Source organism: Bacillus sp. CDB3, from assembly GCF_002081505.1.
Taxonomy (GTDB): domain Bacteria; phylum Bacillota; class Bacilli; order Bacillales; family Bacillaceae_G; genus Bacillus_A; species Bacillus_A cereus_AT.
Genome location: NZ_ALBR01000118.1, coordinates 16,893 through 29,319, shown reverse-complemented (window position 1 = coordinate 29,319; position 12,427 = coordinate 16,893). Strand labels below are relative to the sequence as shown.

Here is a 12,427-nt window from a genome sequence, read left to right as displayed (position 1 = left end):
GGATTGATTTTCATCAAACTTGGTTATCATACTAGTAAATCCGTCCTCTCTGGAGATAGTTTGGGTTACTATCATTCTTTCAGGAAAGCGGATTTTTTTATGCATTCATTTTTGGATATTTATAAGTTTTGCAACACCCTCATTTATACATAAACGTTTACCTTTTGAAACGGTAAATTTATTCTTTATTAGAGTATTAGAAATGCTTTTACAAATGAAAAGAAACCTTTCCTTAAGAAAAGGTTTCTTTAATAGATCGTTAGCGCTGTCCAATGTAGGTTTCATTTAGTCCATTAAATTGTGGATTTTGTTCTGCACCTTGAATTATAACCATGTCATTTCCATTTGGTAAACCGTGTGTCATAAAACTCTGCAAGTGCGTTCCTAATTTTTGATACCATGTACCTGAAGGATTAACACCTAAATATTTCATATATTGTGGATCTGTCGAGCGGAAAACAGCTGCCTTTTTAAACGCATGTAAAGTATATGTTCCACCATTTATTTTTATATTATTTACTTGATGATAACTTGGATCAGTACCCAAGTTTAAATTTGCTCGGGTATTAGGGTCTACAAATGCATGACTTAGGGATTGTTTTACTAGTACTAGATTATAGCCTGGAGTTTGTTGTGTCATTTGTGCAAGATAATTATACATATTATTTTGACGTTTTGCGCGATCGCTAAATCCTGTCCCCTGAAGTGTCTTATATATATCGTTAGATGCTTCGATTAGTGCTTTTGTTGACTTAATGTTCCCTGTAATCGTATCTATAATTCCTTGGGAACTAACAGCAGCACTTGCTTGAGATGGTTTTAATGCTTCCATAGAACCAACAACTCCAACACCAAGAGCCCCACATAAAGCTACCTTCATCATTTTTTGTTTTAACATATTTATCACTCCTCATTGATTATTTTGAATACCAACCTATAAAACGTAACGATTCTTATTTACGATAATATCATTTACATAATATTAATAAAAGGTAAAGAATTTGGTTTTATATACAATATTATCCATATGATGTTGCAACACTAAATAAATCAGAAAAAAAGAAAACCGTCTCTGTTATGATATGATCCCCCTATAGTAGACAATAAAAAGAAAGCTTTATATCCTGTCTATTATAAGGAGGATTTTTTTATAGGGAAAATTAAAAGAACATATGATGAAACATTTAAGAAAAAAGCTATAGATTTATATTTTAAGGAAGGCATGGGGTATACCCAAATAGGAAAAGAACTAGGCGTTGCTGAAAAAAACGTACGTAGATGGGTGAAACGTTTCAAAGAAGAGGGACTCAAAGGTTTAGAAGAAAAACGTGGAAAGGCTACTGGAGGAAAAAAGGGAGACCTAGAAATTGTCCAAGGGAGCCTACAGAAAGAATCCAATATCTAGAAACAGAGAATGAAATGCTAAAAAAGCTATTGGGAATGTTAAAGGAGGCATGAAAGCTGTACCGGCATACAAAAAATATGAAGTGATACAAGAAATGTCCAAAGGTATGCGTTCAATACAGCTACTATGTAAAATTGCAGAAGTATCTAGAAGCGGATACTACCAGTGGTTAAAAAGACAAAGCTAAAACAGTGGGCTTTGAAAGTTACCAGTTTCAATTACCGCTCCATATCCTACCCCTCAAGGAGTGGGTTTTCGGAGTTCTTCGATCGCTTACGCTTTCTCGAAAGCGGCGTTATAAGTTTCGATAGAGTTTTTAACATGTATTTATCAACTAAAAATATTAAATATACCTTTATCAAAGGACAAATAAAACCTTTCTTAAATTCTAAATCATGTTAGATTATTAAGTGGAACTTATATAGTCATGAAAAATTGAAATCATTGATTAAAGAAGTTGAATGTTCGATGAGAAACCAAAAACCAGAAGACTACTTAATATATGCAAAGGAGATTGTGTGAAATGTATATGGAAACAAAACATCCTAAAAAGAAAATAAAAGAGTCTACAAGAATGATAGTCGAAGATCAAAAAGAAGGAACGAACTTTGAGAACGATATATTGGCATCCCCCGATGAAATACACAGGATTACAAAAAGGTGGAAGAAAAAGTATAAGGAAGACCTGAATTTAGATAAAACAACGAGTGTAAAAGAAATAGAAGAGCTATGGATTACACTAAAAAAATGTCGCTAATTAGGACGCTAGTCCTTTATACTTCTTGAAGAAATAAAAGGTAGACATCCCTCTTATGAAGGAGATGTCTACCTTTTATGTTATAAATTCATTTTCTACATAAAAAATGATGAAACCATGGATACAAAATAATCTGGTATTGGAATATGTATCATTATTATCCTCCTTAATATAATTATAAATTAATATTTTTAATAGTTAGTTTCATAACAAATATAAAATTGTGAAATATTGAGCATGTTGATGTAAAAAATTACATCCAACTTGTAAGGAGATTCCCTATGAAATAGAATACTTCTGGTGGAAGTTCTTGTTCATTATTCATCATACCTATCATTTACTGTATCCTCCTTGCTGTAGCATGAAAAATTGAAAAAATAATATGTATTTCTGTCCTTGATATATTTATAATACTATGTATTTTTTTATGTGAACCAAATATTAGTGACAACTTTGTGAAAAGTTGAGCATAATTAAATACATTCTATATTTAGCTAGTTATGTTGATCCATCATATTGCAGATTCTATTACAAAGTTTTTGTTATATTCCCAAGGAATGTACCTTTACGAACGTAAGTGAGTCTGTTCACCGGTAAAAGATGAGATGAAAATTACGGTAAGTTGATATTATAAAAAATTGAAAAAAAGTAACAGCTATGAAAATAAAAAATATAGAATATACTAAAAAGAACGGTTCTATTCGGATAGTCCGTTCTTTTTAAAAGGGAAGAATGTCAGCACTCTTCTATATTATAATCAAAAATACAGAATGTTCATTTTTTTAACGTTGAGAAAGTTTTTGTCTGCGAAGGAAGGTTGTTATATATGAATAAAGGAGATGCAATTTTAAGATTGCTATCAGAAATCAAGTTGGAGTTTAAAGAAGTAAAAGAACAGATAGAAAAAATGCAAACAAAGTTAGGTAAACTAGAACAACAAACTCAGGTGAAGAACAAAATAGAGCAAAAGAAGCCAAAAACAAAACCTGAAAAAAAAGATAAGCGAGATTGGAAGTATCCAGCTAAAATGAAATAATGAATGAAAAAAGACATCTATATGGTTATATATTGCAAGGAAGTACATAGTATTAACTATCTTTTTATACATCAAAACGGAGTAGGCTATTATGCTTACCCTTTTTGGTTATCATGTAATCACTACTACATAGACATGTATAAACAATTTCTTGAAGCAAAGAAAGAAATTAATTACCAGAAAAATAAAAAAACAATTGTGTGTATATCCATTCAAAGCTATAATAAGGGAAATTCTTCATTCAGAAAGGGGATCATACATATGAGCATCGCAATTGCTGTGTTAACATTTTTAGGGGCTGTTATTCCAGCAGCTATAGAACTTTTAAAGGTATTAGGTACGTAGTGTAGTTATCGTTTTGCTCACTTTTATCTTGTAATAACCGGCCCTAAAATGTTTGATTTTTTATTTTTCTTCACTTGTATTTCTTTCATTTGACCTTTGACAAAGGACATATTTGTGATTCAGTTTTTGTCTTCTTTTCGTTATAGTAAGGGAGTATTATTTCCTTTCCCAAACCATATCTCCTTTCACACATGATATGGTTTGGAATTTTTGATGCCATCTTAAAAATAAACAGTAGGAATGCCAGAGAGTAACCAACGAGCAAATTCATTTTCTCACGGATTAATTTTCTCTTCTCTCCATTGCTGCAGTAATTTTGGAATCTCGATAAAATGAATTTCCAAATCATCGAGCAAAATTTGTTTCTGCTGTTTACTCCAAAACTGTCCAATTGTATGCATCTCTTCATAATCAGGAAAGAGATGAAAATCTAATAAGTTAATGGCAATCGTTTTTCGAAGCGAACGATACGACATTCCTTTTTCAAGCTGAGACGTGTAGAGTTTACTCCAATAGTAAAGGGCACGTTTTACAATCTCTTGTGTATTTCTTAGTTGGATTTCGATGTTGACTTTTGTTCCGTCATGCAGTGTTGCCAGTATATCTAGTATGGATAATTTATCTTCCTCATATTCTTTATGCAAATGCGGATCTTCAATTTTTAGCGATGCAATTGGTGTAGATAAAGACTCCTGCAAGATTGCATTTAAAAAAGAAATTAATAACTCTTCTTGTCCTTGTACACCAAATAATTGCTTAAATGCAAAATCGACTCGTAAATTCACTAAAGGTTGATTCATGGTTAGAGTCACCTTTCTATTTCGTATTCTATATGTCTATTGTAGCGAGGGATAAAGAGAAGAAGCAACCCCTGATGACTTGTTGGGTGGTTTTTATTTTGGTTAATCAGTAGAGTACGTGAAATTATATAACACTTCAGTATACTACTACATAGACTTCTTATAGGGCGTTTTCTACCGTTTTCATCTCTCAAATTCCACTTTTTTATATCTTCATCCGTCATTATTTACAGGGCTCTCTTGCAAAGTTCGATATATATAAGTCTTCTTTAGAAATTCATCATGCCTAAATTGAATTTCGTTTTTTTGCCTACAAGGAACTACAAAAATTGGTATACAAGGAAAAATGTAAAGAGTTATTTTGTCATTTATACATCAACGTGTACCTTTTGGAACTGACTATATGTAAATACCCACAGCTAAAGCAATGGGCTTTGAAAGTTACAAGTTTCAATTGCCGCTCCACACCCACCCCTAAAGGAGTGGGTTTTCGAAGTTCTTCGATCGCTTACGCTTTCCAGAAAGCGGCGTTATAAACATTAAAATACTTATAGTTGCAATTAATGTTTTATTTTTTGAATATTCATTAATTATATACTATAATTAATGAATAAATATACGTTAAACTAATTTTATATAGAAGGAGAAATGATTCTATGGAATTAAAAATGCAATTGTGTTTACTTTTAGAAAAGTTATTCCACGAATATGAAGAACATTATCCTAGCATGTATTTCGTATTTCAAAAAGTAGAACATCAATTTGTTTTTACAGATGTAAATCAGGAATTACTTCAATCTGTTCATCAACAAAGGGAAGATTTTATTGGGCAAACGCTAGATACCGCACCACATCTTGGAGATGAAGAAACAAGAAGAAAATTAAAAACAATTTATCCATTAGCATGGGCGGGGAAAACAATTATTTTTTATTGTTTTCCTGTTAGTAATCTTGATATATTCGTGATTACGTATCTAGAACCCCTATATGTGAATCAGCAAGTCGTTCAGGTAATGGGGCGTTGTGCATCTTTTCATAAAAATGAATTTCAAGATACATTAGAACATCTAGAACAATTTGTTACTTTTGAAGTTTTACAGTAATATCCGTACTATATGCTCAGAAATAGCACGAAAACTTTGATTGGTAAATTGGTTGTGAAAAGAGAAATTGTTTTTGTCTTTATACGAGCAACTACCAGACAACCTTTTAGCCGGTTTTTTCATGGAGATGAACAAAAACATACAAACAGGGATTCTTTCTGAAGCTCTGTATCACGAAATTGCGTTAATTAAAATGGCTGCAGAAAAGCTCTTAAGGTCTACATAAGGGCTTATTTGCATGTTGTCACTCTGCATACACATTTTAGAGTGCTATCTCATCATTAGAACGATTGTTGTATGTATTGTTTATTATCTCGAATTCAGAGAGTACCTTTCTCAATACCCACACATACAATTTCTTGTAAAATAAGAAAAGCTACTACTTTTGAAGATTTCACTTGATTTCCTCTTAAACACACAAATCCCTACTTGTGGTGTTTTTTATTTACAAAAAATCTCCAAGGAGAAAATGAAATAAAATAAATAACAAACCAAAATATCTTATCACTTCTACAACATGTTATAAACGGTTCTGTTGCAAAGTTCGATATATATAAGTCCTCTTTAAAAATTCATCATGCCTAAATTGGATTTCGTTTTTTTGCCTACAAGGAACAATGTAAAGAGTTATTTTGTCATTTGTACATAAACGTGTATCTTTAGGAACAGAATTTTATATATAGAAATCCAAATAATAAAAATCGCAATCATTCCTCTGTTATGAATATTCTATCTTTATCCCCAGCTATCCACATGTGATTATTATACCAATTTTTGTTTCTCAAGCAATCTTAGGGAGGGATATCATTCCTCCTGTATGAATAAAGTATTGTTTGGATTTTCACATGTTATTTACAAAGAAGGACACATTATTTTTATATTTTTTACAAATAGGATATAAACAAAGCACTGGATTGGAACAGCTTATGATCATCAGAAACGCCGTGAAAGGAGGAGAAGAATATTATAAATATATATTTTATGCAATAGAGGTTATATTATGATTTCTGATTATGTACTATAAATTTGATTCAACATAGAAATCGAGGTAATGACTGACATATCAGAATCGAGCAAGGTAGCTATTTTGTGATTTGATGGCTGGTGGAAAATGATATACGTGATAATGAGGGCCTACAAAAATCCAAACACTTTTGCACTTAATAAAAATTTTGCTTGTGAAAGGAAGGATACGATGCGGAAAGTACGTTGCATGCTGACCTTATTAGGGCTTGGATGTATGATCGGTAATTTTGGAAATCTCGTATATGCAGAGCAGACAAACAGTGGGGGCATTTCACTTGAAAAAGATAATAGTATGGGAAGGATTCCGGATTTTAAGAAGGGGAATTTAACTCCGATATCGGATCAAAACCCCGAAATCGTTATTTTTGACTACCTAAATACCAATAAAGAATCTTATCAATTAGGGAGTAAAAAAGCAGAAGATTCATTTGATATTACACAAATCACTAAGGATCCGGTCACACATTTTACCATAGTCCGTTTACAACAACGTTATGAAGGCGTCCCAATATGGGGATATACACAGGTTGCCCATATTAGTGAGCAAGGTGTTCTCAAGGTATTTTCAGGTGATATTGCTCCGAATTTAGATCAATTTCATTCCTTGCAAGTCACTCGTAAAATAGATGAAACAAAGGCGATTGAAATTGCTCAAAAAGATTTAAATATGCAGGTCACATATGAAGAAAATCCTACTTCCATGCCTTATATCTATCTACAAAATGGAAAACCCATCCCGGTATACATGGTACATTTAAACTTCTTAGATCCGGAACCTGGAAACTATTATTATTTTATCGATGTACAAAATGGAAACATTGTAGACAAATATAATACGATAAACTCAACATCTGTTACTGATAGGAAAGTCCCAATGGTAGGAACCAATACAATGGGGACAGGTAAAGGAATATGGGGGGACGTGAAATCCCTCCCTATTACATTGTTAGAAAACAAATATTACTTACAAGATACTACACGTGGAGCGATGATTGTCACATATGATGCGAAGAATCGACTTCAGGTCCCTGGAATCATATGGTCCAGTATAACAAATGTATTCAACCAGTCCTATGATGCGGCTGCAGTGGATGCCCATTACTATACAGGAATCACATATGACTATTATAAAAACACATTCAATCGAAACTCGTATAACAACAGTGGAGCGGCATTATATTCCACGGTACATTATGGAAAAAACTATAACAACGCTTTTTGGAATGGATCAAGAATGGTATATGGTGACGGCGATGGACATACATTCACATCTTTTTCAGGGGGATTAGATGTGGTTGGACATGAATTAACACATGCTATAACAGAGACAACCTCTAATTTAATCTATCGTAAAGAGTCTGGGGCATTAAATGAAGCTATCTCTGATATATTTGGCGTATTAATCAAACAATATCAAAACAGAAATATAGATTGGGAGCCGGGGAAAGATATCTCTGTATCTAGAAATCAGGCCATGCGATCAATGAGTAACCCTACAAAATATGGTGATCCAGATCACTACTCAAAACGATATATAGGCGCAAATGATAACGGTGGTGTTCATACAAATAGTAGCATTATAAATAAAGCCGCTTATTTATTAGCAAATGGCGGTACTCATTATGGGGTAACAGTAAACGGGATTGGAACGGACAAGATGGGTGCAATCTACTATCGTGCCAATATCGCCTATTTTACAGAGTCTACAAATTTTAGTCAGGCACGTGTACGTTTAATCCAAGCAGCAAATGACTTATATGGGGGTAGTTCTTCAGAAGTAACTGCAGTAAAAGCGTCTTTTGATGCAGTAGGAATTCAATAAACGCCGGATATGCAAATACAATTTTCTCAAGTCCCTCACACACGAAATATATTGAACGAATTTTCATTGTGTTATAAATTTGCCTTAAGGAAACTTTCTTTCCTTAAGGCCACATAACCATTGGATCCATCTTCATAGAGTGACATTTGGAAATTCATTCAGCTAGAATACTTTATAGAGTGCGGCAAAATGATATGTAGCCGTATGCACTAAAAAATTATAAAGGAGGTAATCTGAATGGATATTGTAATAGCAATTTTAGAATTTATTAAAAAAATTCTAGGTTTATAAGGAAATTTATAGTAACAATCGCATACAAAATTATTATAGGGATGTATATAATTTAGATACTGAAAAGTGTTGAACACTATTATTAGAGACACTTGTAAAAAAGGTTTCCTTCTTTCTAATAATTGAGTTTACTTAGAAAAGAAATATTTTTAATGACTTGGGGCACCGAAATTTCTGGTTGTGATACAAAAATTTAAAAATAAGCCCAATTTATACAAGAAACATGAACGTTAAAGTAGTATTTTACACAAAAAACAAATCTTGTGTATGTAAGGTTCCGTTGCAAAAACTATATAGTTTTTGCAACAGAACTCCTTTAGACGTATATTTGAGGAGGATAAAAATATGAAACGATCTAATCGTAAATTAAACATGAAAAAAGGAACAGTTATTGCATTAGCCAGTGCTATTAGCTTTAGCAGCCTTGGTGTTTTAGGAGTAAGTGTGCACGCTGTTGAAAATACAAATAATGTAACCATTAAAGCAGAGGATATGTCCATTAAACAGTTACGAAATGCCATACAACAAAAAAACGATCCTTTTATCAATCAAGTTAAAATATTCATAGATAAACATTTTCAAGAATCTGAATTTTTATGGGGAAAAGTAAGTAAAAAATTAAAAATTAATATAGTAGATTTATTGGTAGGAAATGAAGAAGAATATTCTAAAAAAGTAGATGCGATCCGTAAAAATCATTTGAAAGAGGCAACAGCTTTATTACTATTTGCTAGTCCTGAATTTGTAAAAGATTTGATCAAATTACTAGATTATTTACCAAAATAATAGGAATCACTCCTTTTGGTTCTGTTGTACAAGTCTTACCGCGACCAATAGATTTACCATCTAACTGCAAGGTGCCGAAAAAATCGAAGTAAATAAGGACTAATTCCAAAATCAACTCTTATTATATATTTTGAAATTACTTAAGCTTGAACAATTAATAATGAGGAGTTGTCGGTGTTCTTTCTATACGATTTATGGGAGGAATAAGGCGTGAGAAGATGAGGGTAGGAAAATAATGTCTTTCTTAAACTGTTTTCCTTTAAAATATCTCATGTATCATTCTCCTCATCTCATTTCCCCTACAGTTTAGCTTCATTTAAAAAACTTTGCAACAGACCCTCTGACATTTTCATCATAAAACACATATCCAATCGAAAACACCTTAAAAATGTCTATAGTAAAAGTATATAATGTTGAAAACTATATGAGGGTGTTGCAAAACTAAAATAAACATGCAATGTTATGAATCAGAAAAACTAGCTGAACATGTAGTAGATAGCGATTTTGACCATACCAACGAGGCTGTTCCAGCCCTTTATCTTTTAATGTACTAAACTGTTGTTCAATTTTCCCACGCTCTTTCATCAACTGTTTTCCAAAGATGGTTTGTATAAAATGAGACAATACACGACGATGTGTATTCTTAATTTTTTCACCATTTCGAGGGTTGATTGGATTTATGGCAAAGATGTCACGTGTTCGTGCAACTTCATAAATGTGCTGACTATCATAAGCCGCATCTGCCACGGAAAACAGGACATTTCGATCTTGTATATCTTGAAGTAATACAGGAGCCATCTTGCTATCATGTACGTTTGCTGTTGTAAATGTATAGGACAATACAACACCTTCTGGTGTAGCACAGACATGAGCTTTATAGCCCTTATACCAACCATAACGAGTAGATTTTCCCCATTTTGCTTGGGAATCGTATAAACTACTCCGTAAGGCTGTACTATCAATTAAAACACACGGAATCAGCCCTACATTCATTTCTTGAAGAGTTTGTTTATGAATCAATGGAATTCCTTCGTTGCGAAACCAAGTACCTACACGTGAAAAAGTAGATATATGAGGAACAAAAGAAAGACCACAAGATACACGAAATGAAGGATATTGATGCAAAAAACGAGTTAATTTGCGTAAAGAATCAATTTGGAATACAGTTTTCAAGAAAAAACATTTCAGTAAAGCTTTTCTACAGATGGGTGGGCGACCCGTCACAGGCGGAACGCCTCCAATAGTTAAACTGTCTACGTATGCAAATAAAACCTGTAAAATGAATTGATTTTCATCAAACTTGGTTATCATACTAGTAAATTCGTCCTCTCTGGAGATAGTTTGGGTTACTATCATTCTTTCAGGAAAGCGGATTTTTTTATGCATTCATTTTTGGATATTTATAAGTTTTGCAACACCCTCTATATATTAAAATTCAAGCAATTAAGGAGTCTAACAAACTTGTTTTCGATTACAACCTGTAGATCATAATTGCTATTTTCACAGAAAATACCTTTTAAAAAAATAACAGCTACAATGATTCCGTTACAGATTTTTTAATGTTAAGAAATTTCGCAACAGAATCCATTAGATACTGCACAATATCTTGGCGATGAAAGGGATCGGACCAAATGACAGTTGATTTTTTTAATCTTGTCTCTATCAATGGACATTTTGAAGATAATCATTTTGTGCTCCTTATGCTATGTTAAGAGTTCCAATAGCATCTTACCCTTTTAAAGATGCATATGAATTCTTGATATGATGTACATAACAAACTTCGCAAGTAGAAATGAACAAAGGGAGGAATAGCAATTATGAAGCGCTATAAAGTATTAAGTGCGACAGCTTTAGCTACGATGCTAGTAACAGGTACAGGTACATCTGCATTAGCATTTGCTGCTGAAAAAGAAATGACTACCCAACAAGTACAAGCATCACATGTATTTTCAAAAAATTTTATTGAACAAACACAAAATCTAGACACCGTGTCCATGAATAATTTAGATAAAGCTGTTCAAGCTGCTTTGCTAGGACCTGATATTAAAAAATTAAAAGTATTTGACCATGAATTTAATGTAAAACCAGCTTATATTTCTAAAATGGGAAATCAAACTGTAGTAAACGGAAAAATTTCTCATCATTTGAGCAATCGTATAGATGATCAAGTATTTTATCGATTTATAAAGGAAAATGGGGAAATCAAAAATTTAGAAATTAAAATTGATCGTGGTGGATGGACAAAAATTACTGCACCGATAGGGGCTATTATTGCTAAGTATTATGCTGTTCCAATTACATCAGATCTTTTAACACAAATTGGCCAACAATTGGGAGCATTAGTAGATGGAAAATGGGAGTATGCTGCTGAAGCTATCGTGGCAGCAATTGGTTTATATGTAGAATAAACGGTACAAGTTACTTTTAATTCCTATCACAACAAAAAGGTGATTCCATTACAAGAATCACCTTTTTTCTACATTCATTTTGACCTTTGCTACTTACTCGGATATGTTCTGTTGCAAAGTTTTTCTTTTGCATCGCTTCTTGTAGTAACCGGTCCTGAAATGATACTGTATTCATCGTTATTTCTTTTTGAACGGTTTGTACTTTTCTTTCCATCAATAGAATCCCCCTTATACTCTCAAATTCCTCTTACCAAATCGGCGTTCCGATTCCTACATGCATGAGACGAATCTGTTTCTCTTCTTCGTTTCTTCTGTTTTCTAACTCACTTTCTAATTTACGATACCACTTTCCTTTTTTGCGTGTAAAGTACGTTTTCACTTCTACATACGGTACCTCTATTCCCTGTGTCTGAATCCGTTCCATTACACTTTCTAGTATATATTCTTCTTCATATTGTTTGGGTTTCCGCCAATACATGTCGATGAAACTTCGATATTCCTCTTGTAACCATTCAGCAATCAAATCCTTATGATTCTGTTTGAGATGTGACCATTTCTTGTTTGTTTGGAGAAGTTTACGATTTACACGATCATGATTTTTCATGATTTCCCCTCACTTTTTTATAAGATATCTACAGTATACAAAAT

The 12,427-nt window shown here is 32.8% G+C and carries 12 protein-coding genes and 1 pseudogene; 8 read left to right on the top strand and 5 right to left on the bottom strand.

Translation table 11 applies throughout. The annotated features are described in order from the left end of the window. Positions 1-259: 259 nt before the first annotated feature. Positions 260-898: a hypothetical protein gene (locus tag CDB3_RS29635; protein WP_128856941.1), complete on the bottom strand. Its 639-nt coding sequence runs from the start codon at positions 896-898 to the stop codon at positions 260-262. A gap of 324 nt (positions 899-1,222) precedes the next feature. Between CDB3_RS29635 and CDB3_RS33010 the strand changes: the two genes are divergently transcribed. The 4 genes from CDB3_RS33010 (at position 1,223) to CDB3_RS29620 (ending at position 3,198) form a co-directional block, all read left to right on the top strand. Further along, positions 1,223-1,405, top strand: a complete 183-nt coding sequence (locus CDB3_RS33010; protein ID WP_306295577.1) for a helix-turn-helix domain-containing protein — start codon at positions 1,223-1,225, stop codon at positions 1,403-1,405. A gap of 49 nt (positions 1,406-1,454) precedes the next feature. Then, the gene (locus tag CDB3_RS31915; protein ID WP_179139778.1) at positions 1,455-1,592 is read left to right on the top strand and encodes a hypothetical protein; all 138 of its coding nucleotides are present in this window, start codon (positions 1,455-1,457) and stop codon (positions 1,590-1,592) included. Between the two features lie 336 nt (positions 1,593-1,928). Then, positions 1,929-2,162, top strand: a complete 234-nt coding sequence (locus tag CDB3_RS29625; protein ID WP_128856940.1) for a hypothetical protein — start codon at positions 1,929-1,931, stop codon at positions 2,160-2,162. A gap of 826 nt (positions 2,163-2,988) precedes the next feature. After that, a complete protein-coding gene (locus CDB3_RS29620) occupies positions 2,989-3,198 on the top strand; it encodes a hypothetical protein (protein ID WP_128856939.1) in 210 nt (69 codons plus the stop codon). Positions 3,199-3,821: 623 nt separating this feature from the next. Here CDB3_RS29620 and CDB3_RS29610 read toward each other — a convergent pair. Further along, a pseudogene (locus CDB3_RS29610) lies at positions 3,822-4,343 on the bottom strand (Rpn family recombination-promoting nuclease/putative transposase); the annotation flags it as partial. A gap of 656 nt (positions 4,344-4,999) precedes the next feature. Between CDB3_RS29610 and CDB3_RS29605 the strand changes: the two are divergent. The 3 genes from CDB3_RS29605 to CDB3_RS29595 all read left to right on the top strand — a co-directional run bounded on the left by CDB3_RS29605 (position 5,000) and on the right by CDB3_RS29595 (position 9,371). After that, entirely contained in the window at positions 5,000-5,446 is a 447-nt protein-coding gene (locus tag CDB3_RS29605; protein ID WP_128856937.1) for a hypothetical protein, read from the top strand. Positions 5,447-6,641: 1,195 nt separating this feature from the next. Next, positions 6,642-8,294 carry a M4 family metallopeptidase gene (locus tag CDB3_RS29600; RefSeq protein WP_372708567.1) on the top strand — a complete coding sequence of 551 codons (1,653 nt, stop codon included), beginning with the start codon at positions 6,642-6,644 and terminating at the stop codon, positions 8,292-8,294. Between the two features lie 636 nt (positions 8,295-8,930). Continuing rightward, a complete protein-coding gene (locus CDB3_RS29595; RefSeq protein WP_128856936.1) occupies positions 8,931-9,371 on the top strand; it encodes a hypothetical protein in 441 nt (146 codons plus the stop codon). A gap of 441 nt (positions 9,372-9,812) precedes the next feature. Here the strand turns inward: CDB3_RS29595 and CDB3_RS29590 are convergent, their stop codons facing one another. After that, positions 9,813-10,682, bottom strand: coding sequence for a transposase (locus CDB3_RS29590; RefSeq protein ID WP_128856935.1), 870 nt, complete (start codon positions 10,680-10,682; stop codon positions 9,813-9,815). A gap of 506 nt (positions 10,683-11,188) precedes the next feature. Between CDB3_RS29590 and CDB3_RS29585 the strand changes: the two genes are divergently transcribed. After that, positions 11,189-11,779, top strand: a complete 591-nt coding sequence (locus CDB3_RS29585) for a methyltransferase (protein WP_128856934.1) — start codon at positions 11,189-11,191, stop codon at positions 11,777-11,779. Positions 11,780-11,795: 16 nt separating this feature from the next. Here CDB3_RS29585 and CDB3_RS29580 read toward each other — a convergent pair whose 3' ends face one another. After that, complete coding sequence (locus CDB3_RS29580) at positions 11,796-11,993, bottom strand: hypothetical protein (protein ID WP_128856933.1); 198 nt, start codon at positions 11,991-11,993, stop codon at positions 11,796-11,798. A 33-nt stretch (positions 11,994-12,026) separates the two neighbouring features. Continuing rightward, positions 12,027-12,383 (bottom strand): transposase, encoded by a 357-nt coding sequence (locus tag CDB3_RS29575; RefSeq protein WP_128856932.1) that lies wholly within the window; start codon positions 12,381-12,383, stop codon positions 12,027-12,029. Positions 12,384-12,427 lie beyond the last annotated feature (44 nt).